19 protein-coding genes are annotated in these 25,749 nt (G+C 53.5%); 5 read left to right on the forward strand and 14 right to left on the reverse strand.

Going from position 1 to position 25,749, the window contains the following annotated elements; genetic code table 11:
• Nucleotides 1–29: 29 nt before the first annotated feature.
• From FCS97_RS10635 to FCS97_RS10660, 6 genes are all read right to left on the reverse strand, one after another.
• Nucleotides 30–2,099 (reverse strand): methyl-accepting chemotaxis protein, encoded by a 2,070-nt coding sequence (locus FCS97_RS10635; protein ID WP_138518410.1) that lies wholly within the window; start codon nucleotides 2,097–2,099, stop codon nucleotides 30–32.
• Nucleotides 2,100–2,254: 155 nt separating this feature from the next.
• A complete protein-coding gene (xth, locus tag FCS97_RS10640; protein WP_138518614.1) occupies nucleotides 2,255–3,034 on the reverse strand; it encodes an exodeoxyribonuclease III in 780 nt (259 codons plus the stop codon).
• 8 nt (nucleotides 3,035–3,042) lie between these two features.
• Entirely contained in the window at nucleotides 3,043–5,100 is a 2,058-nt protein-coding gene (locus tag FCS97_RS10645; RefSeq protein ID WP_171035273.1) for a M3 family metallopeptidase, read from the reverse strand.
• Between the two features lie 38 nt (nucleotides 5,101–5,138).
• Nucleotides 5,139–5,987, reverse strand: coding sequence for a bifunctional methylenetetrahydrofolate dehydrogenase/methenyltetrahydrofolate cyclohydrolase FolD (gene folD / locus FCS97_RS10650; RefSeq protein WP_138518412.1), 849 nt, complete (start codon nucleotides 5,985–5,987; stop codon nucleotides 5,139–5,141).
• A gap of 82 nt (nucleotides 5,988–6,069) precedes the next feature.
• Nucleotides 6,070–6,717: a response regulator transcription factor gene (locus FCS97_RS10655; RefSeq protein WP_246066249.1), complete on the reverse strand. Its 648-nt coding sequence runs from the start codon at nucleotides 6,715–6,717 to the stop codon at nucleotides 6,070–6,072.
• A 5-nt stretch (nucleotides 6,718–6,722) separates the two neighbouring features.
• The gene (locus FCS97_RS10660) at nucleotides 6,723–9,056 is read right to left on the reverse strand and encodes a PAS domain-containing sensor histidine kinase (RefSeq protein WP_138518413.1); all 2,334 of its coding nucleotides are present in this window, start codon (nucleotides 9,054–9,056) and stop codon (nucleotides 6,723–6,725) included.
• Between the two features lie 231 nt (nucleotides 9,057–9,287).
• Here FCS97_RS10660 and aceE point away from each other — a divergent pair, with 231 nt between their 5' ends.
• The 5 genes from aceE to phoU all read left to right on the forward strand — a co-directional run bounded on the left by aceE (nucleotide 9,288) and on the right by phoU (nucleotide 16,789).
• Nucleotides 9,288–11,993: a pyruvate dehydrogenase (acetyl-transferring), homodimeric type gene (aceE, locus tag FCS97_RS10665; RefSeq protein ID WP_138518414.1), complete on the forward strand. Its 2,706-nt coding sequence runs from the start codon at nucleotides 9,288–9,290 to the stop codon at nucleotides 11,991–11,993.
• 14 nt (nucleotides 11,994–12,007) lie between these two features.
• Nucleotides 12,008–13,348, forward strand: a complete 1,341-nt coding sequence (gene aceF / locus FCS97_RS10670) for a dihydrolipoyllysine-residue acetyltransferase (RefSeq protein WP_138518415.1) — start codon at nucleotides 12,008–12,010, stop codon at nucleotides 13,346–13,348.
• 15 nt (nucleotides 13,349–13,363) lie between these two features.
• Nucleotides 13,364–15,148 carry a dihydrolipoyl dehydrogenase gene (gene lpdA, locus FCS97_RS10675; protein WP_138518416.1) on the forward strand — a complete coding sequence of 595 codons (1,785 nt, stop codon included), beginning with the start codon at nucleotides 13,364–13,366 and terminating at the stop codon, nucleotides 15,146–15,148.
• Between the two features lie 140 nt (nucleotides 15,149–15,288).
• Nucleotides 15,289–15,942, forward strand: coding sequence for a ribose-5-phosphate isomerase RpiA (gene rpiA, locus FCS97_RS10680; RefSeq protein WP_138518417.1), 654 nt, complete (start codon nucleotides 15,289–15,291; stop codon nucleotides 15,940–15,942).
• 145 nt (nucleotides 15,943–16,087) lie between these two features.
• Nucleotides 16,088–16,789 (forward strand): phosphate signaling complex protein PhoU, encoded by a 702-nt coding sequence (gene phoU, locus FCS97_RS10685; RefSeq protein WP_138518418.1) that lies wholly within the window; start codon nucleotides 16,088–16,090, stop codon nucleotides 16,787–16,789.
• Between the two features lie 70 nt (nucleotides 16,790–16,859).
• Here the strand turns inward: phoU and FCS97_RS10690 are convergent, their stop codons facing one another.
• The 8 genes from FCS97_RS10690 to FCS97_RS10725 form a co-directional block, all read right to left on the reverse strand.
• Complete coding sequence (locus FCS97_RS10690; protein WP_138518419.1) at nucleotides 16,860–17,168, reverse strand: hypothetical protein; 309 nt, start codon at nucleotides 17,166–17,168, stop codon at nucleotides 16,860–16,862.
• Between the two features lie 101 nt (nucleotides 17,169–17,269).
• Nucleotides 17,270–17,542 carry an oxidative damage protection protein gene (locus FCS97_RS10695; protein WP_138518420.1) on the reverse strand — a complete coding sequence of 91 codons (273 nt, stop codon included), beginning with the start codon at nucleotides 17,540–17,542 and terminating at the stop codon, nucleotides 17,270–17,272.
• 41 nt (nucleotides 17,543–17,583) lie between these two features.
• Nucleotides 17,584–18,165: a dihydrofolate reductase gene (locus FCS97_RS10700; RefSeq protein WP_246066251.1), complete on the reverse strand. Its 582-nt coding sequence runs from the start codon at nucleotides 18,163–18,165 to the stop codon at nucleotides 17,584–17,586.
• Between the two features lie 3 nt (nucleotides 18,166–18,168).
• On the reverse strand, nucleotides 18,169–18,963 hold the full coding sequence (thyA, locus tag FCS97_RS10705) for a thymidylate synthase (protein WP_138518422.1): 795 nt from the start codon (nucleotides 18,961–18,963) through the stop codon (nucleotides 18,169–18,171).
• 624 nt (nucleotides 18,964–19,587) lie between these two features.
• The gene (locus FCS97_RS10710; RefSeq protein ID WP_138518423.1) at nucleotides 19,588–21,363 is read right to left on the reverse strand and encodes an ABC transporter transmembrane domain-containing protein; all 1,776 of its coding nucleotides are present in this window, start codon (nucleotides 21,361–21,363) and stop codon (nucleotides 19,588–19,590) included.
• A gap of 19 nt (nucleotides 21,364–21,382) precedes the next feature.
• Entirely contained in the window at nucleotides 21,383–22,492 is a 1,110-nt protein-coding gene (locus FCS97_RS10715; protein ID WP_138518424.1) for a lipocalin-like domain-containing protein, read from the reverse strand.
• Nucleotides 22,489–25,047, reverse strand: a complete 2,559-nt coding sequence (locus FCS97_RS10720; protein ID WP_138518425.1) for an ABC transporter permease — start codon at nucleotides 25,045–25,047, stop codon at nucleotides 22,489–22,491. Before FCS97_RS10720 ends, FCS97_RS10715 begins: the two co-directional genes overlap by 4 nt.
• Before the next feature lie 3 nt (nucleotides 25,048–25,050).
• On the reverse strand, nucleotides 25,051–25,737 hold the full coding sequence (locus FCS97_RS10725) for an ABC transporter ATP-binding protein (RefSeq protein WP_171035274.1): 687 nt from the start codon (nucleotides 25,735–25,737) through the stop codon (nucleotides 25,051–25,053).
• Nucleotides 25,738–25,749: the final 12 nt, after the last annotated feature.

Consider the following 25,749-nt stretch of genomic DNA (forward strand, 5'->3'; position numbering starts at 1 on the left):
AGGCTTTTTTATTTTCAGGTGAACTGAAATTACATGTTCTTGACCTGAAACTTCTTGAGGATATTGGACAGATCCGTTGCCACACCTTTCAGACCCGATACGGCATTGGCCGCGCGGCGTGCCATGTCCAGGTTGCCTTCCGACAACTGGGCCACCACTTCCACTTGCTGCCCAATACTTTCAGAAGCCTGGTTTTGTTCAAGCAGCGCAGCGTGAATGTTTTCAACCGAGTGGGCCACAGCGGATGAGTCTGCTGTGATCTGGTTCATGGCCTGACCAGCGCGGTCGACAAGTTCAACGCCTTTTTTCACGCTTTCTACAGCCATGTCCATGTTGTTCACAGCCACACCCGAACTGCTTTGAATGGCTTCAATCATGCCGTGAATGTCGTCGGTTGATTTGCGGGTGCGTTCAGCAAGCTTGCGCACCTCATCGGCCACAACTGAGAAACCTCGGCCTTGTTCGCCGGCGCGTGCCGCTTCAATTGCAGCATTCAAGGCCAGCAGGTTGGTTTGTTCGGCAATGCCTTTGATGATCAAGGCAATCTCGGAAATTTCCCGGGATTGTTCGCCCAGTTGTTGAATCACACTGGCGGTGCCTTGAACGTTCTCGGAAATTTTGTGCATTTGCTGGGTGGCTGAATTAATTGCACCCAGACCATCGTCGGCCAACTGACGCGCTTTGTTGCTCACATCTTTGGCTTCTGTGGCCGATTCGCCCACGCTGGAAATTGACGACGACATTTCTTCAACCGCAGAGGCCATGCCCGAGGCAGCATCACTACCCGATGCGGCACCCTTGCTGAGCTCTTCACTGGTTTGAACCAGATCCTCTGATGCAACCTGCACTTGGTCTGTGCTGCGTTTTACGGCACCCAAGGCTTGCTCCATACTTTCAGCCATGCGATTCATGCTGCGGGCCAACAGGCTGATTTCGTTTTTGGTGGTGACGTTGCCGTTGGTCACTTCATCGTCCGCACGCGCAGTCATGTCGCCATTGCCAAGCTTCAAGGCCAATGCGGTAAGCACCTTGGTCGAGCTGGTCAGGCGGCTTGTGACCCAGAACAGGGCCAAAGCAATGATTGCAGAGGCGATTAGACCCATGATTACCATCATGCCTGACATGGCATAAATGGTACTGAACATTTCAGAAGTTAGGGCCGGAGCAACAATGGCGGCGCCGCCCCACTGGGGTACTTTGCTGAACGCCACAAACTCGGTGCGACTTTCACCTGATTTCGGATCGTTCCAGCTAATTTGTGTAATGCCTTTGTCTTCCTTGCTCATCTTGTCAAGCAAGCCTTGCAAATCAGATTCTTTGGCGGCCAGTTCCTTGAATTCGTCGCCTTTGAATTGCGAGTGAATCATCACCTTGCCTGCGTTGGCACCTGTGGTGTACAGCACGTAGGGAATGCCGGTTTCACCAATGCGTGTGCCCAATACCGCATTCTGAACGTCGGCGAAAAGATTGGTCATGTCGAAACCGATGTACAGCACCAGGTCATGTTGGCCATCGCTGCTTTTGATTGGCAAGTACTTCGACATGTAACGCTTACCGAATAACAGCGCCTCGCCCACGTAGGTTTCGCCTTTGATCACTTTGGCATAGCTTGGGTGGCTGCGATCCAGCTTGGTACCCACGGCACGGTCACCATTTTCCTTTTTCAGGCTGGTTGAAATTCTTAGGTAGTCGTCGCCGGTACGAACAAACACCGTGGCAATACCGCCGGTCATTTTCGTGAAATTGTCCACTACACCGTAGTTGCCGGTGATGAAGGTGGAATCCAGGGTAACCATGGGGCCGTCAATTTCAGGCGTAATCGAGATAAGTTGCTCTGGGTCCACCAGCAATTCGCCGTTGAACTCGACCTCGAACAAATCGGCAAGCTGAGTTACAGAGCCTTCCGACAGCTTGTAGGCGATCTCCATGGTTTGTCGCAAACCTTCAGCCTGCGTGGAAACTGCTCGCTCGGTGCGGGCAGTGGCTGCATTGAAGGTGTAGGCGGCAGTAATGCCAACCAGGCTCAATACAATCAAGGCCACCAAAGCGGCGCTGGTGAAGCTGATCTGTTTGGAAAGGGGCAGAGTCTTTAGGTTCATGGTGCGAAGCGATTGGGAAGGTGATGAACAGCTTCGATCATCGCACCGACTACCTCGTGCTAATTGCCTAATTAGAGGGGTAAATCGCCTGTTTAAAAACGCTAAAGAACCTGTGTTTTTGCAAACTATTCCCCTTTTTGAAGGGGGGTAGTCAATCAAATATTCACGGTTGCAATGGCGGGGGCGTGGTCTGAGGGCTTCTCCCACTTGCGGGGCGCGCGGTCAATGACGCTGGCCGTGCACTTGTCGGCCAAGGGCTGTGAAAGTAAAACATGGTCAATTCGCAAGCCCTTGTTTTTCTGGAAACCCAACATGCGGTAATCCCACCAAGAAAAGGTTTTCTCGGCTTGCTCAAACAGGCGGAAGCTGTCGACCAAACCCATGCCCAGCAGGGTATTGAAACGGCTGCGTTCATCGTCTGAGCACAGCACTTGCCCAGCCCAAGCCTTGGGATCGTGTACGTCTCGGTCGTCGGGGGCAATGTTGTAATCGCCCACCAAAGCCAGTTTTGGATACTGGGCCAGCCAGCCCTCGCAATCCTTGAGCAAGGCATCCAGCCAGGCTTTTTTGTACTCAAATTTATCCGAACCCACCTCGGAGCCATTGACCACATAGGCGCTGATGAAGCGTAAATCACCAAATGTGGCTGCAATCACGCGTTTTTGCTCATCGGGAAAGCTGGGCAAGTTCACCAGTACGTCCACTGGTTCAGGCATGGTGGCCTTTTTGTACAGAATGGCCACGCCGTTGTATGTTTTCTGGCCGGCGAACACCGCGCCGTAACCCGCTGCATCAAGCTCGGCCACGGGAAAATTCTCGTCGGTCAGTTTCAGTTCTTGAAGGCCCAGCAAATCAACCGGATTGGTTTCAAGCCATTGCAGCAGGTGCGGCAGGCGCACCTTGAGCGAATTGACATTCCAGCTTGCAAGTTGAATATTGGCCATCAAGCAGCCTGCCTGTTGTCAACCATGCCGGTGTGGCGAAGCAGGGCATCAATGCTGGGCTCGCGACCTCGGAAGGCCTTGAACGACTCTGCCGCAGGGCGGCTGCCGCCCACTGAAAGGATTTCTTCCAGGAATTTCTTGCCTGTTTCAGGGCTGACCACGCCGTTTTCTTCGAACATCGCAAAGGCATCGGCCGACAACACCTCAGCCCACTTGTAGCTGTAGTAACCCGCGGCGTAGCCACCGGCGAAAATATGACTGAATGAATTCGGGAAACGGTTGTAGGCCGGTGGAACAAGCACAGCCACTTCCTTTCGCACTTGGGCAAGCAGGTCAAGAATGTTTGCCTCGCTGTGCGGGTCAAATTCGGTGTGGACCAACATGTCGAATAGCGAGAACTCGATTTGGCGCAGGGTTTGCAAGCCACTCTGGAAATTCTTGGCTGCCACCATTTTGTCGAACAGAACCTTGGGCATGGGCTCGCCTGTTGTTTCGTGCGCGGTGAGTGATTCAACCACACTCCATTCCCAGGCAAAGTTTTCCATAAACTGGGAGGGTAGTTCCACTGCATCCCATTCCACGCCATTAATACCCGCCACATCCAGTTCGTCTACACGAGTCAGCATGTGGTGAATGCCGTGCCCGAATTCATGGAACAGGGTTTGCACGTCGTCGTGCGACAGCTGCGCAGCCTTGCCCGCAGCCGGTTTGGTGTAATTGCAGGTGAGGTAGGCCACAGGTGTTTGTACACCTTGCTCGGTGCGCTTGCGGCCGCGGGCGTCGTCCATCCAGGCGCCAGAGCGTTTGCTGGCGCGCGCGTATGGGTCCAGGTAAAAATGCGCGATTGCCTTGCCTTCTTTTTGGACTTCAAAGAAGCGCACATCCGGGTGCCATGTGTCGGCTTGTGCCTTCACAATTTGCACGCTGAACAGCTTTTCTGTCAGCTTGAACAGGCCATCGAGCACACGGTCTTCCTGAAAGTACTGGCGCACTTCGAGATCGCTAAAAGCGTACTTTTTTTCTTTCAGTTTCTCCGAGGCGTAGCTCATGTCCCAGCTTTGCAATTCATTCATGCCCAATTCGACTTTGGCGAACGCCTTGATTTCCTCAAGATCGCGTAGGGCAAAGGGCTTGGCTTTCAAGGCCAGTTCACGCAGGAAGTTCACAACCTCACTGGGCGTGTTGGCCATTTTCGGAACCAGACTGAGTTCACCGAAATTTTCGTAACCCAACATTTGGGCCTCTTCAAGGCGCAGTCGCAACAGTTCTCGAATCAGTGCCGTGTTGTCGAGCTCTGCAGGGCCAAATTCAGAAGCCCGTTTGGCATAGGCCTCGTAAAGTGTTTCGCGCAGCTCGCGTTTCTCGGCATATTGCAGTACCGGGAAATAAGAGGGGAATTGCAGCGTGAACTTGTAGCCTTCCTTGCCTTCCGACTTGGCAAGTTCTTCGGCGGCTTGCACTGCATATTCAGGAATGCCTGCCAAATCGGCTTTGTCGGTCACAATTAATTCAAAGGCGTTGGTGGCGTCGAGCACGTTTTCTGAAAACTTGGCGGTAATTGCAGCTTGCCGGTCTTGAATTTCTGCGTAACGCGGCTTCTGATCGGCAGGCAGTTCGGCACCGCCCAACTTGAAACCACGAATGGAATTGGCCAGTACCTTCAAGCGCGCGGGCGTGAAAGTTTTGGCGGCCTCACTTTGCTCAATGGCTTTGTAAATGGCATACAGGCGTTCGTCTTGCCCAACCATGGTCCAGAACTCGGTGGTTTTTGGCAGGCAGGCATTGTAGGCCGCGCGAAGTTCTTCGGTGTCGGCCACAGAATGCAAATGCCCGACCACGCCCCAAGCGCGGCTAAGTTGTTCGCAGGCTATGTCGAGCGGCAGAAGGGTTTCTTCCCATGTGGCTTGTTCCGGCGCCGTACCGGCCGTAATTTCCAGCTGTTTTTTTGCAGCCGCCAGTAACGTGTCAATCGCTGGTTCCACGTGCTCGGTTTTGATGTCCGAAAAACGGGGTAGTCCGGAAAAGTCGAGTAGGGGATTGTTCATGTTCGCGTTCATAGGTTTTGGGTCCTGCTAAAAATTCTTGAAGGCTTGGCTTATATGCTACGTTCAACCGCTTCAATGGTGTTTTGCAACAGCATGGTGATGGTCATGGGGCCTACGCCACCTGGCACGGGTGTAATCCATCCAGCCACTTCTTTGGCGGAATCAAAATCCACATCGCCGCACAGCTTGCCATCGGGCAGGCGGTTAATGCCCACATCAATCACCACTGCACCGGGTTTGATCATGTCACCTGTAATCATATTGGGACGACCCACCGCAACTACAAGTACGTCTGCACGCTGGCAGTGCGATTTCAGGTCTTTGGTTTTGCTGTTACATAAGGTCACAGTGGCACCTTGTTGCAACAACAACATGGCTTGTGGCTTGCCAACAATATTGCTGGCACCAATCACAACCGCCTCAGCACCGCGCAATTCGATTCCCGTCAGTTCAAGCATTTTCATCACGCCATAAGGCGTACAGGGGCGAAACAGCGGCTTGCCTGTCATCAACAAACCAGCGTTGCTGATGTGAAAACCATCCACGTCCTTCTCGGCGCTGATTGCTTCAATCACCAGGTGCGAATCCAGGTGTTTTGGCAAGGGTAGTTGCACCAAAATACCGTGAATGGAGGGGTCGGCATTTAACTGTTCGACCAAACCCACCAGCGCGTCCTGACTGGTGTTTTCCGGCATGCGGTGCATCACCGATTTGAAGCCGGCTTTTTCGCAGGCCGACACTTTGTTGCGCACATAAACCTGCGAGGCGGGGTCTTCGCCCACCAGCACCACAGCCAAGCCGGGCTGGTGACCCAGGGCCGTTAATTCGGCAGCGCGCTTGGCAATGGTTTCACGGATTGAGGCGGCCAATTCTGTGCCGCTGATGATTTGTGCAGACATGATTAAATGAGTTCGAAAATTTGAAATGGTTCAATTGAACAAGACCCGCCTTTAGGAAAAAAGCAGGCCTTGCTGGGGATGTTCAGGGCTGTGCCAGTTCCGGTGATTTGCGTAGCGCAATTTTTAGCAAATCAGCCACGGTGGTTACCTGCAGCTTGTCCATGATATTGGCGCGGTGGGCTTCAACAGTTTTAATGCTGATGTTCAAATCGTCTGCAATTTGCTTGTTCAGGCGACCCGATACGATTCGTTCCAGTACCTGCAATTCACGTGTGGTCAACTTGGAATACAGTTTGTTGATTTGTTCATCGAGCTTGGCGGTTTGAGCCAGCTCGTGTGCAAGACGCATGTGTTGATGAATCAAGTCTTTGATTTTGGCCTCATCGAAGGGCTTTTCCAGAAAATCAACCGCACCGTTCTTCATCGTTTCAACGGCCAAAGTCACGTCGCCATGGCCCGTAATAAACACGATGGGAATGGGAATGCCCCGTTCGTTCAGTGTTTTTTGAACTTCAAGGCCAGAAAGCTTTGGCATGCGAATGTCCAGCAGCAGCACACAGGGTTGCGGCCACACCAGTTGCTCCAGAAACAACTCAGGGTCTGCATAGGTTTTCACCTGATAACCCTCAGTTTCAATAAGCCATTGTAGCGAGTCGCGTACCGCCTCATCATCGTCCACGATGAACACGGTTTCTTGCATTTCAGTGTGGCGTGGCTGGGTGTGGAGCATTGGCTTTATTCCATAACAGGTGGGTTGATGTGCGCAAGCACCGTGTCTTCGGCCAGTGGAAGCGTGAACTTGAAGACGCTGCCTTGGCCTTGCGCGGGTTCTACCCACAATTGGCCTTGATGATACTCAATAATAGTACGACAGATGTTCAGGCCCATGCCCATTCCATCGGATTTGGTTGTGAAAAACGATTCAAACAGCCGCTGACGGATTTCCTCGGGCACCCCAACACCGTGATCCCTCACCTCGACCAGCGCAAACTGGGCCGATTGGCCAACCTGAATTTCAATCAATTTTTGCTCGGGTGGCAAATGGCCCATGGCCTCAAGACCGTTCTTGATCAGGTTCATCAGCACTTGTTCAATCAGTACCGGGTCAGCCACCACCGACATCAGCGCATCAGGCAGGTTCATCTCAATGCGGGCAGATTGGTGTTTGGCTTCCAGCCGGGAAAAGCTGATCGCGTCTTCAATGATTTTGCCAATCGGGCAGGGGCCGCGTTTGGGCTCCTGTTGTTTGACAAATTCTCGAATTCGGCGAATCACGTCTCCTGCGCGTTGGGCCTGTACATTCACCTTTTCAAGCACTGGTAAAAGGTCTTCAGGACTTACCTTGCCCGCTTTAAGGCGGGTCACGCTGCCCATGTTGTAATTTGAAATGGCGGCCAGTGGCTGGTTGATTTCATGGGCCAGCGAGGAAGCCAGCTCGCCCAGCGTAATTAATCGGGAGGTGAACTGGAGTTTTTCTTGTTGTTGACGTGACATGTCTTCCGCCTCCTTGCGCGACGAAATGTCAGTGGCCACCTGCATCACAACTGTCGCGCCATCTACCCAGGATATCGAACGGCGCCGAACTTCATACCACCGCTGGGACACAGGATTAAGCCATTCGAATGGTTCGTACAGATTCGGGCGATTGCGGCGATTCTTCGACATGCGGGGTGGGGTGGCCTTGGCAAACCATTCCCGGTGTAGCCGGTTCACAAAAATATACTCATCAGGCCCGGCCTCGGGGCCTTGAATGCACACGGCGGCGTCCAGTTCTTCCAGAATACGAACAAAGCGTCGGTGCGCTGCTGCCAGTTCGTCACGAATTCGGCGTGGCTCGGTGATGTCTGTCATCGAGGTCATCCAGCCGCTTTGTTGGCCGTCGCTGTCAACCAATGGCGACACATACATGCGGGCATCAAACACGCTGCCATCGCGCCTGCGCACTTGTACCTCGATGCCTTTTTGCGGAGCATTGCCCGACAAAATCAGGTCCAGATTGGTTTGTTGCTCTTCATAGGAGCGGTCGGGCCAGTAAGGGAAGGGCGGAGCCATGCCCACCAGTTCAGATTCTTTGTAGCCTGTCATTTTGCAAAAGGCGGGGTTGACGTAGGTGATTCGTCCTTGCATGTCGATGGCCCGCATGCCGGTAACCACTGAGTCCTCCATGGCCCGTCGAAACTTGGTCTCAGCCAGCAACCGTTTCTCCGCCTGGCTGCGAAGCTTGGCATGTCGAAACAGTAGGATGAAACTCCACACAATCACCAGTGAAAGCCCAAACACTGCCCAGGCCAGCATGTTCGAGAACAGCTCGGTGTTCGTTTTGTAAAGCACTGCACGCAGCTTCAGGCCATGGCCTGGCGGATCCAGGGGTACCTCGTGGCTTAGTTTGGCATTGTCGATCGACCGGCTGACATTCGAGGCAACCGGGTTGCCGCCGCCATCCACAATGCTGACCAAATAAAGCTGAACAAATGATTCGGGCACCGCATCATTGAGCAGTGAGCCCAAGGGAATGGTTGCCGCCACTGTGCCAATGAAATCACCTTTGCTGAAAATAGGGCTGTGAACCTCAATAAACACTTTGCCTGACGGGTCGAGAAAAGGTCTTGAAAACACGGGCAGCCGGGTTTCTCTGGCTGTGTTGAATGCCCAATAGCTTTCCGCATCTTCGATGGTTTGAAACAGTGGATGGAGTACTTCCGAGGATCGGGAGCCGGGCAAGGCCAAATTGGTTACTCGCCTTTCTTCGTCAATGATCAATACGCTGCTGATTTCCTGAAACTCGTTCAACAGAGCCTGTGCCGAGAAGCGAAACCCCTCTACATCACTGCTGTTTTGCTCAAAACCGCGTGCGATCTGGTTGAGTCGTTCCTGCGAGGCGAGCAAACGGGTGCGAATGGTTTGCCTTGCCAGTTCTACGTCGCGAATAACGCGCAGTTGCGTCTGGTTCTGATCCTCGGAATGCAGGGTATAGAAAAACGCGCCCATGGCGAGCAAAAACAAAATAATGCCCACCAGCGGTGTGGCCCAAACCAAAGGGCTTGTACGGGGTTGATCGCTGAGGCGCACGGTCGAATAAGTCTCGAAATTCTATTGATGACTGAAGTGTACAAAACAAGCGGGCGAGTGGGTTGACTGGATTTGAAGGGATTCGGGAAAATCCTTATAAATTCCACAATATGAAAACTCAAATCATAATTTGAAACTTTATCAATTAGGTGTGATACTCTAATATCAACAGGAAATACAGCCAAAAGCTCGTACTTCTGCAAAAGAACCCAGAGACCCAAGGAGGAAGCAATGTCAGCGCAACTCAATTTCCCCGGATCGGACGATCCCGATTTCCAAGAAACCCAAGAATGGCTAGATGCCCTGGAGGCCGTGCTTGAACGAGAAGGCCCTGAGCGCGCGCATTACTTGCTCGAACAACTGATTGCCAAAGCACGCCTGAGTGGCGCCTTTATTCCGTTTTCGGCCAATACCGAATATGTGAATACCATCCCCGTGCATTTGGAAACGCGCTGTCCCGGCAATATGGAATACGAAGAACGCCTGCGTAGCTGGATGCGTTGGAACGCCATGGCCATGGTGGTACGTGCCAACAAGAAAAGCCCACCTGATGGCGGTGATCTGGGCGGTCACATTGCATCGTTTGCTTCGCTGGCCACGATGCTGGGTGTTGGTTTCAACCACTTTTGGCATGCTGAAGATGAAAACCACGGTGGCGACCTGCTGTACCTTCAGGGCCATGTGTCCCCGGGTATTTATGCGCGTGCCTTTCTGGAAGGCCGCCTGACCGAAGACCAATTGAACAACTTCCGGCAGGAAGTCGATGGCAAAGGCTTGTCCAGCTACCCGCACCCGAAGTTGATGCCTGATTTCTGGCAGTTCCCGACGGTGTCCATGGGGCTTGGCCCATTGATGGGTATTTATCAGGCGCGTTTCCTGAAGTACCTGCACGCCCGCGGCATTTGCGACACCTCCAAGCGCAAAGTCTGGGTGTTCTGCGGCGACGGTGAAATGGATGAACCTGAATCACTGGGCGCGATTGGCATGGCTGCTCGCGAGAAGCTGGATAACCTGGTGTTTGTGGTGAACTGTAACTTGCAGCGCCTGGATGGTCCGGTGCGTGGCAACGGCAAAATCATTCAGGAACTGGAAGGTGAATTCCGTGGCTCTGGATGGAATGTGCTCAAAGTCATTTGGGGCGGCTACTGGGATGAACTGCTGGCCCGCGACAAAGACGGGCTGATGCGCAAAGTCATGCTGGAAATGGTCGACGGTGAATACCAAAACTGCAAGGCCAACGATGGCGCTTACGTTCGCAAGAACTTCTTTGGCAAGCACCCCAAGTTGCTCGAAATGGTCGCCCGCATGACCGATGAAGACATTTGGCGCTTGAACCGTGGCGGTCATGACCCGCACAAAGTACACGCGGCTTACGATGCGGCCATGAAGCATGAAGGCCAGCCTACTGTCATTTTGGCGAAAACCGTGAAAGGTTTTGGTATGGGCAAAGTGGGTCAGGGCAAGAACACCACCCACCAGCAGAAGAAACTGGACATTCAGTCCATCAAGGAATTCCGCGATCGCTTCAACATTCCAGTGTCCGACGACATTATTGAAGATGTACCTTTCTATAAACCCGCTGACGATGCGCCTGAAATCAAATACCTGCATGAGCGTCGACAGGCCTTGGGTGGATACCTGCCCAAGCGTCGCCGCGAAGCCGATGAAAAACTGAAGGTGCCTGGCCTGGACGCATTTGAAGCGGTGCTTGAACCCACCAAGGAAGGCCGTGAAATTTCAACGACCCAAGCCTTCGTGCGCGTGTTGACAGCACTGGTGCGCGACAAGGAAATTGGCCAGCGTATTGTGCCCATTGTTCCAGACGAAGCCCGTACCTTTGGTATGGAGGGCATGTTCCGTCAATTGGGTATTTATTCTTCACAGGGCCAGTTGTACGAGCCAGTCGACAAAGACCAGGTGATGTATTACCGCGAAGACAAGGCCGGCCAAATTCTGGAAGAGGGTATCAACGAAGCAGGCGCATTCAGCTCCTGGATTGCGGCGGCTACGTCGTACTCCACGAACAACCGCGTGATGATCCCGTTCTACATTTACTACTCCATGTTTGGTTTCCAGCGCGTGGGCGATTTGGCTTGGGCTGCGGGTGACATGCAGGCGCGCGGTTTCTTGCTGGGCGGTACTGCCGGCCGCACCACACTGAACGGTGAAGGTTTGCAGCACGAAGACGGTCACAGTCATATTCTGTCCTCAACCATCCCTAATTGTGTGAGCTACGACCCAACCTTTGCGCATGAACTGGCCGTGATTATTCAGCATGGTTTGAAGCGCATGGTTGAAGACCAGGAAAACGTGTTCTATTACCTCACCGTAATGAACGAAAACTACGCACAGCCTGGCCTGAAGAAAGGCACTGAAGAAGGCATCTTGAAGGGCATGTATGTGTGCCGTGAATCGGCCATGAAGAAGGCTGGCAAGAAGCGTGTTCAACTGTTGGGCTCGGGCACCATTTTGCGTGAATCACTGGAAGCGGCCGAGTTGCTTGAAAACGACTGGGGCGTTGCGGCTGATGTGTGGTCGGTTACCAGCTTCACCGAGTTGCGCCGTGAAGGTCTGGATGTAGAACGTGAAAACATGCTGCACCCCGAGAAGAAGTCCAAGCAAAGTTATGTTGAAAAAATGTTGGCGAAAACCGAAGGTCCGATTGTGGCCTCCACCGACTACATGAAGTTGTTCGCCGATCAAATTCGCCCATTCATGCCCAAGGGCCGTGAGTACAAGGTGTTGGGCACCGATGGTTTTGGTCGCTCCGATTTCCGCTCCAAGTTGCGTGAGCATTTTGAGGTAAACCGTCATTTCGTCACTGTTGCTGCTTTGAAGGCTTTGGCCGATCAGGGCGACATTCCACTGAGCATCGTGGGTGAAGCAATCAAGAAATACGGCATCAACCCCAACAAGCCCAACCCAGCCTACGCATAAAAAGGACGACTGAAATGACAATCGAAATCAAAGTACCCGACATCGGCGATTTTGAAGGGGTGGAAATCATTGAAGTACTGGTCAAGGCGGGCGACACTGTGGCGGCGGAGCAATCCATCATCACCGTGGAATCTGACAAAGCCAGTATGGAAATTCCATGCCCGCAAGCGGGTGTGGTGAAAGAAATGAAGGTGAAAATTGGTGACAAGGTAAAAGAAGGCACCTTGATGCTGATTCTTGAACCAGCAGAAGGTGGTTCGGCTACCGGGGCGGCAGTCCCCAAAGCCGAGGAGGCACCGAAAGCCGAAGCACCCAAGGTAGAAGCAGCGAAGTCTGCTGCACCGGCCGCAGCACCAGCGCCCGTCGCGAGTGCAGCACCCGCTGCGCCAGCGAGTGCTGAGCCACACAACCCAACAGCAGCATCGGTGAACGCACCCCACGCAAGCCCGTCGGTTCGCAAATTTGCGCGTGAACTGGGTGTGAACTTGGCGACAGTTTCAGGCACAGGCCCGAAAGGCCGGATTACGCCCGATGATGTGCGTAACTTTGTGAAAGCAGCGGTTGCTGGCGTGGGCTCTTCCTCGGCCGGCGCAGCCAAGGGCGGCAGTGGTGTTGGCCTTGATTTGTTGCCATGGCCCAAAGTCGATTTCACCAAGTTTGGCGAAATTGAAGAGCAAGAACTGTCACGCATCAAGAAGTTGTCGGGTCCGAACCTGCATCGCAACTGGGTCATGATTCCCCACGTTACCCAGTTCGATGAAGCAGACATTACTGACCTTGAGCAGTTCCGCAAAGACACCAATGCCGCACTGGCCAAACAAGGCGTGAAGCTGACCATGTTGGCTTTCGTGATGAAAGCGTGTGTGGCTGTGCTGAAAAAGTACCCAGCCTTCAATGCATCGCTGAACGAAGCTGGTGACAAGCTGATTTTGAAGAAATACTGGAATATCGGTTTTGCTGCTGACACCCCCAATGGTCTGGTAGTGCCGGTGATCAAGGGTGTGGATCAAAAAGGTTTTGCTCAAATTGCCAATGAGTTGGGCGAGCTGTCTGCTCAGGCCCGCGACGGCAAGCTGAAAGGCGCCGACATGCAGGGTGCTACGTTTACCGTTTCGTCGCTTGGCGGTGTGGGTGGAACCCTGTTCACACCAATTATTAATGCGCCTGAAGTGGCCATTTTGGGTTTGTCCAAATCAGCTATGAAACCCGTTTGGAACGGCAAGGAATTCGAGCCACGTTTGATGTTGCCTTTGAGTTTGAGTTACGACCACCGTGTCATCGACGGCGCCATGGCGGCCCGATTCACCACCGAGCTTGCTGGCGTGTTGGCCGACATGCGCAAAGTGCTGTTGTAAAGGGGGGATGAACACATGAAACTGATCGTTCCTGATATTGGTGATTTCGATTCCGTAGAAATTATTGAAGTGTTGGTAAAAGAGGGCGACAAGGTGAGCAAAGAGCAATCTTTGATCACGGTGGAGTCTGACAAGGCCAGCATGGAAATTCCGGCATCGGATGATGGCGTAGTGACAAAGCTGCTTGTGAAAGTGGGCGACAAAGTATCCAAAGGCAGCGAGATTTGCGAAATAAGCGGTGGTGGTGCAGCTGAGCCCGCGCCTGCTTCTGCGCCCGCTGCCGATTCTAAGCCAGCAGCGCCTGCGACAGAGTCCAAACCGGCCGCCCCCGTGGCCGCCGCACCCGTGGCCTCTGCCGGCCCAGCCAGCAGCTACAGCGGTCAGGTTGACCACAGCTGCGATGTGCTGGTGTTGGGCGCAGGCCCCGGTGGTTATTCTGCTGCTTTCCGCAGTGCCGATCTCGGCATGAACACCATTCTGGTTGAACGCTACAGCACCTTGGGTGGCGTGTGTTTGAACGTGGGTTGTATTCCTTCCAAGGCACTGTTGCACACCGCACAGGTGCTGGAAGAGGCGCAGCACATGGGCGAGCACGGCATTGCCTTTGCAAAGCCGAAAATTGATCTCGACAAACTGCGTGCGCACAAAGCAGGTGTGGTTGGCAAGCTTACGGGTGGTTTGGCTGGCATGGCCAAAGGCCGCAAGGTAAAAACCGTGCAGGGCGTGGGCAGCTTTGTCAGTGCCAATCACCTTGAAGTGGTGGCAGCCGATGGCAGCAAGCAAGTCATTCAGTTCAGCAAAGCTATTATTGCCGCGGGTTCGCAGCCAGTCCATTTGCCTTTCATTCCTGAAGATCCGCGCATTGTTGACTCAACCGGCGCACTTGAACTTCCGTTTGTTCCCAAGCGAATGTTGATCGTTGGTGGCGGTATTATTGGCCTGGAAATGGCCACAGTGTATTCCGCACTGGGCGCCCGTTTGGATGTGGTTGAAATGCTTGATGGCTTGATGCAGGGTGCTGACCGAGACCTGGTGAAGGTTTGGCAGAAGCGCAACGCACCGCGATTTGACAACATCATGATGAAAACCAAAACCGTGGGTGTTGAGGCCACGAAGAAGGGCATTTTGGTGACCTTTGAAGGTGAGCAGGCCCCCAAAGAACCCCAGCTTTATGACATGGTGTTGGTGTCAGTGGGGCGCACGCCGAATGGCAAAAAAATTGGTGCCGAGAAAGCAGGTGTTGCGGTAACTGACCGTGGCTTCATTCCTGTGGACAAGCAAATGCGCACCAATGTGCCCAATATTTTTGCCATTGGCGATGTAGTGGGCCAACCGATGCTTGCCCACAAGGCTGTGCATGAAGCCCATGTGGCTGCTGAAGCCGCTGCGGATGAAAAGGCTTACTTCGATGCGCGGGTTATTCCAAGCGTGGCCTACACCCATCCCGAGGTGGCATGGGTTGGTTTGACGGAAGACCAAGCCAAAGACCAGGGCATTAAAGTGGGCAAGGCGGTATTCCCGTGGGCTGCTTCTGGCCGTGCCATTGCCAACAACGCAGACGATGGCTTCACCAAACTTTTGTTTGATGAAGAAACCAAGCGTGTTGTGGGTGGCGGTATTGTCGGCATGAATGCTGGCGATTTGATCGGTGAAGTTTGCTTGGCTGTTGAAATGGGTGCTGATGCTGTCGACATTGGCAAAACCATTCACCCGCACCCAACCTTGTGTGAAAGTGTGGGCATGGCTGCCGAGGTGTACAAAGGCGTGTGTACCGATTTACCAGCCCAGAAAAAGAAGTGAGAACAGCTACATTGCTTCGAAGCCCGGAAAAACCAACTGCATGCAGTTGGTTTTTTCCATTGAAGGGTCACTTCTGCCTTTAAAATACGGCATGTCCGCTCGTTCATTCAAATCGATTTCTCAGGAATACCAAAACTCTCATGGATGCTTTAACGCTGAAGAAAATGGTGGCCAAGGCCGCGCTGCAGTACGTTCAACCCGGTACGGTGTTGGGCGTAGGCACTGGTTCAACTGTGGACTGTTTTATCGATGCCTTGGCCGAGTCAGGCATTCAATTGAAAGGTGCAGTGTCCTCTTCCGTGCGTTCGGAAAAAAAACTGCGTGAAATTGGTGTGTCGATTGTTGACATGAACGATGTGGAAAGCCTGTCGATTTATGTGGATGGCGCAGATGAAGTGGACCCGGCGAACTGCCTGATCAAGGGCGGCGGCGGCGCCAACACCCGCGAGAAAATTGTGGCGGATATTTCTGGAAAATTTGTCTGCATCGCCGACCAATCGAAGCTGGTCCAAGTGTTGGGGGCTTTTCCTTTGCCGGTTGAAGTGCTGCCCATGGCGCGCAATGCGATAACGCGAAAACTGACGGCACTGGGTGGACAAGTAAAGCTGCGCGAAGGATTCACGACCGACAATGGCAACATTATTCTTGACGTGGCAGGTTTGAAAATTACTGACCCGGTGACCATGGAAAAAGAGATTAATCACTGGCCAGGCGTAGTCACCAACGGGCTTTTTGCGATCCGGAAGGCCGATGTGGTGCTAATCGCAACAGCAGAGGGCATAAAAACCCTTTAATCCAGCATACAGGCAGGATGAAGACCTGAATAATTGTGTAGAACATGGCAGAATAAAGTGACGGTGTGGCACGGTTTGACAAATTCCTGTCATGTGCCTGTGTCACATTGTATTGATACAACAATTATCCGGTTAAGGAAGACAAATGACTGAACACACCTCCAAGCAGTACGACGCCGAACTGGAGTCGCTGCGCACTCGCGTTCTACAGATGGGCGGCCTGGTGGAGAATCAGATCGTGTCAGCCATTGAGGGTTTGGGCGCGGCCGATACCCAGATTTTCAAAGACGTGATTCGTCGCGAAAAAGAAGTCAACGACATCGAACTTGAAATTGACGAGCTGTGTAATCATATTTTGGCTCGTCGCCAGCCCGCTGCTGTCGACCTGCGTTCAGTGATCGTCGCCATCAAAATGATTCGTGATCTGGAACGAATTGGTGATGAGGCCGAGAAAGTGGCGCGCATGGGCATGATAATTGCCGATGCAGGCAAGCATTTCGTACCCAAAGTTGATTTGCACCGCATTGCCAGCAACGCAATTGCCATGTTGCGCAAGGTATTGGATTCTTACGCCCGTGTGAACGCGGTTTCTGCTGCCGAAGTGGTGAAAGCCGACATCGAGGTGGATGATGAATTCAAGGCAATTTTGCGCCAGTTGATCACTTTCATGATGGAAGATCCACGCACCATTTCCCGTTCCATTGAAATTTTGTTCATCGCAAAAGCGATCGAGCGCATTGGTGATCACTCCAAGAACATGTCGGAACATGTGGTTTACATGGTGAAAGGCCGCGATGTTCGCCACCAAGGCCCGGAAGTTGTGGCTCAGGAAGCTTCAGACAACTGATCACGTTTGGAATGAAACCAGGCCCGCTCCACTGAAAGTGCAGCGGGTTTTTTCTTTTTTATTCAATGAGTTAAAGTTGGCGTTTGCCGAGGAAAATCCATGCCACAGTGATTTTGGCAATGGTGCAGGTACACAACGCAGCCACAGTGTAAAAAAACACGCAAGCTGGGGTATTGAACTGTTCCAGCATGATGCCTGCGAAGTACATCAGCAGGGTAAGTGCGATCCAGCGCCGAAGGTAGGCCAACAAGTGGTGCCGGTTGGCCCTGTTGTGGGCAATTGCCGCCGATCGTTGATACAACTCCTTCACGCTGGCATCGCGAAACAGCCAGTGAAAGAAAAAATAGCGAAACAACACGCTGTCTTGGAAGCTGGTCATGCTAAAACTCCGGTTGACGGTTTCAGTATGCAACGGCTGCAGCAATAAAAAAAGCCCCTTAGAACAGGGGCTTTTTACTGCTTTGACTTCGCTTTGGTCGGTCAGTTGGTGGGGGGTACATAACCCGCAGCTTGTTCGGCACCATCACCAAAAAAGTGTTTTTCCATTTGTTCCATCAGGTACTTGCGGGCGCGGGCATCGGCCAGGCTCAAGCGGTTTTCGTTTACCAGCATGGTTTGGTGTTTCAGCCAGTCTTGCCAGGCTTGCTTGGACACATTTTCAAAAATTTTCTTGCCCAACTCGCCGGGCGCGGGAGGAAAGTCAAGTCCTTCGGCCTCTTTGCCCAATTTGATGCAGTTCACTGTACGTGCCATTTTTTACTCCTTCTAACCCCTTATGGGCCTGATTCTTGGGTTTAATTCTTCGCGGGTTGATTGTTCACTTTGGCGTATTTTACAAAATCAAAGCCCCACGCGCGTTCTGGTGTGGCGGGATTGACGATTCGATCTGTTTCCATAAAGCTTGCGCGGTCCCAGTCGGGAAAGCTGGCGTCGCCTTCAAAGCTTTGGTGAATCTCGGTCAGAATCAATTCGTCGACCAGGTTCTGGTCAAGTGCTTGTTGATACAAATTGCTGCCGCCGATCAAAAACACCTGTTCAAAGTTTGAAAGCCATTTCAGCGCATCGGGCAAATTTGTGGCTGTGGCAATTTGAGTGGTGCTGCCTTCCGGCAGCGCTGCAGGGTAGGCGATCACGTTGCGCGGTGTACCGTCCTTGGCGGGGCCAGGTTTCCAGCCTGTGTTGCTGGACAACACCACATTCAAGCGGCCAGGCAGTGGACGGTTGATGGATTCATAGGTTTTTCGGCCCATCAGTACCGGGCAGCCCAGGGTGGTTTGCTTGAAAAAAGCGAGGTCTTCAGGCAAGTGCCAAGGCAAACTGTTGTTGATGCCAATAATGCCGTTCTGGGCCACCGCGGCCACAATGGATACTTTCATGATTTAAACCGCCACGGGCGCTTTGATGTGCGGATGGCAAGTGTAGTTCAGGATTTCGAAGTCTTCGAACTTGTAATCGAAAATGCTTTCGGGTTTGCGTTTGATTTGCAGCGTGGGCAGTGGGTGCGGCTTGCGGCTAAGCTGCTCAGCCACCTGTTCCATGTGGTTGCTGTACAAATGGCAATCGCCACCTGTCCATACAAAATCACCCACCTCAAGATCACACTGCTGAGCCACCATGTGGGTGAGCAGGGCATAGCTGGCAATGTTGAAAGGCACGCCCAGGAAAATATCAGCACTGCGCTGGTACAACTGGCAACTCAGTTTGCCATCGGCCACATAGAACTGAAACAGTGCATGGCAGGGGGGCAGCTTCATGTTGTTGATTTCAGACACATTCCAGGCGCTCACAATGTGGCGGCGGGAATCGGGATTGTTTTTGATTTGCTGCATCAACTGTGAAATTTGGTCGATGTGGCGGCCGTCGGCTGTGGGCCAGCTTCGCCATTGCACGCCATACACTGGGCCTAGGTTGCCGTTTTCATCGGCCCATTCATCCCAAATGCTCACGCCGTTTTCTTTCAGGTAGCGAATGTTGCTGTCGCCCATCAAAAACCACAGCAATTCGTGAATGATGGAACGAGTGTGCAGTTTCTTGGTGGTCACCATGGGGAAACCGTCTTGCAGATTGAAGCGCATTTGGTAGCCAAACACGGAGCGAGTGCCTGTGCCGGTGCGGTCCATTTTGTCGGTGCCGTGGTCCAGCACATGCTGCATCAAGTCGAGGTACTGTTGCATGGTGTTTTGGTTGTGAAATTGGTTGAGACGTTTGCTTCCAAGTTTACCCTGTTGAGATGCTCTTTCGGCATGCTTATCACCCAATCGCCGCGTATGCGTTATCGCGCAATCGTCGCGCACCCCAATGCGCTCGCCTGAAAACCTGTGGATCCCTTGTTGAAGTTCACACTGACTCACCAAGCTTGGCAAAACAGATGGCCAAGCCTTGGTGTCAGCCTTCGGCTGAACGTGGCGTGTGAATTCAAACGGGCAGGTTTTCTTGAAGGCGAAACGATTGGGACATCGCTGCCGATTGCGTGATAGGCGAGTCGCCGATTGGCGCGTCGGATCAGCTCGGTGCGACTGGTTGAGTGATTAAATGCACCGGTGACTGGCGGTGTTAGCTGACCTGCAGCGGCCAGTTTCTTTCGCCAACTCGGCAGTGGGTTTGCCTGTTTCGCACATTCAAGAAAACCGCCCCGTTTGAATCAAGGCTTCAATGCTCGCCACTTGACGACACCCAAGACCCGACCATGTGTTTTGTCGGGCTTGGGTGAATTGAATGCCTTGCTTCAAGAAGGGATCAAGCGGTTTTCAGTGCGGAATCGGGCAACCCCGTCGAGTTCGCGAAAGAAACCCGCAATTTCACGCCATCACTTTCTGCGCATTTTCATGAATGAACTGAAGCGAGGCCAGTTTGGCATACAACCCTTGCCGCGCCATCAGGTCTTTGTGGGTACCCATTTCGACAATCTTGCCTTCATTCATCACCACAATGCGGTCGGCCGCCATTACGGTGGCCAGGCGGTGGGCAATAATCAGTGTGGTCCGGCCATGGCGGCTTTTCTCGATCGCTTGCTGCACCAATTGCTCGCTTTCAGCATCCAGGCTGGCGGTGGCTTCATCCAGCAGCAGCAAGCCAGCGTCTCGCAACACAGCGCGCGCAATCGACACCCGTTGGCGCTCCCCGCCGCTCAAGCGCACGCCTTTTTCACCCACGTTGGTATCCAGGCCTTCAGGCATTCGACGCACAAAATTCGTGGCAGCTGCATCGGCCAGTGCCTTGTCAATTTCTTCGGCGGTGGCGTCGGGTTTGCTGTAACGCACATTGTCTTGCAAACTGCCCGAGAAAATAACAGCTTCTTGAGCCACATAGGCGCAATTGGCCCGCCATTGCTCCAGATGCAGACTTTCCAGTGACTTGCCTTCAATCAGGATTTGACCCTGGTTGACGTCGTACCAGCGAAGCAGCAGGCTAAACAGCGTCGATTTCCCGGCACCGGAAGGGCCTACCACGGCCAGCGTTTCGCCGCGCTGAATGCTGAGGTTGAAATCTTCGAGAATGAATTTTTCCGGGGCTGAAGGATAGGCAAAATCAACATGGCTGAATTCGATCAAAAAGCCGCCTTGTTTGGCAGGCGGTCGCAGACCATGTTTGTGAATGGTGGTGTCCAGGTTGAGCAATTCAACCAGGCGTTCAGCGGCGCCTGCGGCACGCTGAAATTCACCCAGTACTTCAGACAAAGCCGCGAAGCCCGCACCCACAAAGGCTGCGTACATTACAAACTGGGCCAATTCGCCCGCACTCATTTCGCCGCTGGCCACGGCCTTGGCCCCCATCCACAGCACCACCACCAAGCCTGAGAAAGCCAGACCAATGGCCACAAACAGCAGGGCTGAGCGGTTCACGGTGCGCCTGCGGGCCGTTTGGTAGGTTTGCTCGCTGGAGGTGGTGAATTTCGCTGCCTCAGCATGTTCCTGGTTAAACGCTTGAACGGTTGTAATCTGGTTTAAAACCTCTTGCGCGATGGCGCTGCTGTCGGCCAGTTTGTCTTGGCTGGCTCGCGACAGTTTGCGAACCCTGCGTGCCAGAATAACCACCGGGATCATGACCACCACAACCAGCAACAACACAGCACCGGAAAGCAATGGGCTGGTGAGTAACAACATCACCAAGCCGCCAAGCGTGGTCAGGCTGTTGCGCAGGAAAAATGACAAACTGCTGCCAATCAGGGTTTGAATCAGTGTGGTGTCAGCAGTCAAGCGTGACAACACTTCACCTACTTTCAGGGTTTCAAAAAACTCGGGGCGTTGCACCAACAAGTGGCTGTACACGCGGTTGCGCAAGTCGGCAGAAATGCGCTCGCCCAAGGTGGTTACCAAATAAAACCGCACTGCACTGGCCATGGCGAGAACAAACACCAGCACCAAAAGGTAGCCAAAGGCGCTGTTCAAACCTTCCGGGTTCTCTCCCGCGAGAAATCCGCTGTCGATCAGCCAGCGGAACATCACCGGCATGGTCAGCGACATGGCCGAGCCAAGCAGTAGCGCACCCAGCGCAGCGAAGGCCCAGGCTTTGTGTGGGCTGACCAAGGAGGCCAGGGTAGAGCCAAGGGTTTGAAGTTTGTTGGTGTTGCTCATTCGGTGTGTGGTGCTTGGCTTAAAGTTGCATCGGGCGATCATACCCTGTCATTTCTAGATAGCCGCGCCCCCAAGGTGAAGCACTGTCGGTTTTCACGCGCACCGCGCCTTCCCAGTACAAGGTGCCTGTGCTGGCGCGTGCGTCCAGTTCCTGGTCGTCAAACAAGGGTTCAAGCTCAAAGGTTTGATCATCCAGCTGTAAGCGCTGGGAAACCGGGTATTCAATGCCGGTTCGGGTTGATTTCCAGCGTTTCATTACTTCGAATTTCACTTGCCGGAAATTGCGCACGGTGCCGTCTGCCTGCCGTAAAGCGGCATGGGTCCACACTGGCGGTTTGGTTTGGTCGCGATCGCGAATTTGAAAGGCCATCAACGATTCTCCCTGATCGCCGTGTAAACCAACCCAGTCCCAGCCTTGGGCATTTGGGGCCAGCACCGTGCTTGACCATTCATGGTCCATCCAGAATGTGCCTTGTACGGGCAGTGTTTGGCCATCCACGCGAATGGTGCCACTGCTGCGCATGTGGGGCAGGGTGATGTAGTAGCTTGATTGCTCGGGCTTGGGGCCTTTCTGGGAATAGCCGCCTTGCCCCTGCATCCAGGGTGCCTGGGTTTGCTCCATGCGCAGGTTCATGGCCAATTGCGGGTTTTGAATGGTGCATTGCCACTGCTCGCCTTGGGCAGTTTGCAATAGCCAACCCGGCATTTGAATATTCAGCACCTGCTGGTTTGTACTTTGAATTGAGGCACCACCGCTACCCGCGCGGCGAATAATTTGATCGTGCTTCAGTTTGCCTGCGGTAGGCATGGCCACGGCAGCATGGGCGAACAGCAGTTGTTTGGGGGTGAAAGCACTGGGGTTCAACACATTCACATTGGGTGCCGATCGAAAAAATGTAATTTGAACACCGATGGGTTCGGTCAATTCCGGGCTTTCAAACCAGCCGGTGAAATACCACCATTCGGTTCTGAATGCGGGGTGTGCGCCGTGGTCACGGGGCAAGCCGGGTGGCATGCTGGCATTGGGTTGCGCATACACGCGTTGCAGGCCAGGTTCGGCAAGCGTCAGGCCGGCATGGGTGAACAGTGGCAGGCCAAGGCCGGCTTTCAACAAGTCGCGCCGTTTCATGCCCAGTCCTCTTTGAGTTGTTCAACAAGGCGGCTGCCCAGTTTGTTGCGCAGGGCCAATGTAACCGTCGCGCTACTCATAGCGATTAACACAAGTACCATCAAGGCAAGGTCTCGCCAGGGGGTGAACCATTCCATGGTCCAGTGGAAAGACTGTGGATTCACCACAAAAATCAGGATGGCGGCAAATGCCAAGCCAATAATCAAACCCACCAAGGCGGCCACGGCCGATGCAATCAAGGCTTCGCGGGCAATCAGTTTCAAAATCCAGTTGGGGCTGGCACCCATGGCACCCAGCAGGGCAAACTCGCGTTTTCGTTGCAAGGCCATGGCTGAGAACGTGGTGCCCACGCCGAACAGGCCAATCACCACTGCTGCAATTTCAAGAAGATAAGTTACGGCAAAGCTGCGATCAAAGATATCCAGGCTCAGTTGCCGAATTTCGCCGGGTTCTGCAAAGTCAATTTTCTGTGCCACTGGCGTGGTGCTGGCAGCCTGCTCTATGCGTGCCACCATGTCTTTCACAGCCACGTTTTCTTGCGGCCAAACTGCGCCTTGCGTGTCTTTGAATTGCACATTGAATTGCTGCAGCAGTTCTGCCTTGGGCAACACAATTGCCCCATGTTGGCGGGTGTAATCGCGCCACACGCCCATCACTGTAGTAGGTACACGCACACCCTGATCCAGTTGCAGCTCAAGTGCACTGCCTGCTTGCAGACCGTATAAATCAGTCATGGGCTCGCTCACCCACACGGGAAGCGTACCGGCTTTGGGTTCTGTGATCGTGTTTCCAGTCATGGGCAGGCGCTGGCTGGCTGCTTCAAGTGAAATTGGTCGGGCTATCAGTTCAACAGCAGGTCTTTTCGGGTCGAGCACAATTGATTGTTGCCCCCAAAATTCAGCCAATTCCACACCCGGTAAGTCAGCCACTTTTTGCTGGAAGGAATCGGGAAAAACCGGAATGCTTGCGCTGTTCAGTTTGACATACAAGGGGGCAGGCAATACCTGGGTCAGCCAGTTGTCCAGTGAATGACGAAAGCTGTAAATCATCACGTGCATGGCCACCACCAATGCAAAACTGGCCACCACACCTGACAAGCCCACCGCCAGCAAATTGGGTGTGCTGGCCAGGCGCGATTTCGCAAGGTCGGCCAGTTGGGCCAATTGCGCGGGTGGACGGATCAGGCCGCGCACCACCACGCCAATCATCGCAATACCACCGAACAGACCAAACGCCACTGCCAGGTAACCACCCACAGGAATGTTGCCATAAGGTGGAATAAACAAGCAGGCAGCTGCCACCAAGCACAGCATCAAACCAAACCAGTGCGCCTTGTTGGCGAATTGAAGGCCTGCTTCTTCAGTGCCTGCACGCAGGCGTTGATGCAAAGCCATTTGACCGGTTTGCAGGGCAGGGGATAAACCGCCCAGCAAGGTGGCCACAACGCCGAAGGTGGCAAATAGCAAGGTATCAATAAATGGCAAAGCCACTGTGCTTTGGCTGGTTTGAAAGTAACCTGCGCCCAAATCGACGCCCAGATAACGCACCACAGCCAGCGATAAGCCCCAGCCCAGGGCAACGCCCAGCACACCACCTACTACGCCGCAGCACATTGATTCAAACAACACCTGCATTCGCAGTGCACCTGCACGTGCCCCCAAGGCCGCAAGCAGCGCCCATTGGCGTGACCGCTGGGCCACAGCCAGCATTTGTGTAGAGAAAGTTAAAAAGCCACCTGTGAGCAGGGCCACCATGGCCAGAATGGACAGGTTGGCGCGGTAAGCCTGCGACACGCTGGCACCGCGTGTGCCTTGTTCAGCGGGTGTTTCAAAGCGCCCAAGTTCGGCAAACTCATCGCCATACTGCTTTTGAAAGCTGGCCGGCGTGACACCTTCCTGTAGCTTCAAATCTACCCGGGATATTTGACCCAGCGTGCCCAAGCGCCATTGCACCGCTGCAATGTCTGCCACGGCAAGCAGCTGCCCGGCACCAGCCGCAGGCACTGTACCTGCCACCTGCCATGGTTGGCTGGTGTTGTTGTGCAGTGTGCTCAGCGTGCGTTGTTCATTGGGTAGTTGTTCGTTCAGCGCGGGGCTGACAAAAACATTGTTGGTGCTTAACAGCGGAATTTCGCCTTGTTGGGCCGAGTCGCTTGTTTCACCACTGCTTTGCCCAATGAAGTTGGGCGTAACGGCTGCAGCGGTGAACACGTCCAGCCCAAGCCAGCGCAATGGTTTGTCCAAACCCTGCACCGGCACATTGAGGTCAATCACCGGGGAGGCCACTGCCACTTCAGGCAAGGCAGCAAGCTGTTCCAGAATTGTTTCAGGCAATAAAACGCTGTGTGGCAGCAACTGCAAATCAGCCTGTCCTGAGAATTGCCGCACACCGTTGTTGAACTGATCCAGTGCCTGTTTGTGAATGAGGTGAACCGCAAAACCCAGCCCCACACCCACGGCAATGGACACGGTTGCAATCAGCCACTTTACCGGTTGGTCACGCAAAGCGCCCGCAAACAGCTGAAATTTCAATGCAAGGCTTGGTGGCAATGCCATGGTTTAAGCCTTGTTGAATTCGGCCAAGTGGTGATCTGCCAAATTCAGTCGATGGTTTAAATGGCTGGCTGCTTTGGCAGAATGGGTCACCATGACCAGGGCGCAACCCTGTGCTGAACAGGCTTCCAGCAACACTTGCAATACACGTTCGGCATTGTCTTCGTCCAGGTTGCCTGTGGGTTCGTCTGCAAGAATCAGTGGTGGGTTCAAAGCCAGCGCGCGTGCAATGGCAACACGCTGTTGTTCTCCGCCCGACATTTCGCGTGGGTAGCTGCCTGCTTTGTGCGCCATGCCCACTTGTTCAAGCAATTGCATGCAGCGTGAATGATCGGGCTTTTCACTGGCCAGCAAAAACGGCAGTTCAATGTTTTGTTGGGCGGTTAAATGTGGCATCAGGTAATAGGCTTGAAACACCAGGCCCACATGCCGAAGCCGCTTGGCAGCAATTTGATTGGTGCTCAGGGTATGAATTGCAGTGCCCGCCCAGTACACCTCGCCCGTGTCGGGCTTGTCCAGCCCGGCCATCAGGTGAAGCAGGGTGGATTTGCCTGAGCCCGATTCACCAATGACAGCCAGGGACTGTCCCTGTTGCAATTGTAGATTGACCTCGGTGAACAGTTTGACTCCACCGAGTGTTTTAGAAACCCCCGCCACTGCGAGGGTTGTTGAACTTGCAAGCTGTTGGTTCACCCGAATTACCGC

This window comes from Limnobacter alexandrii, from assembly GCF_005871185.1.
GTDB classification, from domain to species: domain Bacteria; phylum Pseudomonadota; class Gammaproteobacteria; order Burkholderiales; family Burkholderiaceae_B; genus Limnobacter; species Limnobacter alexandrii.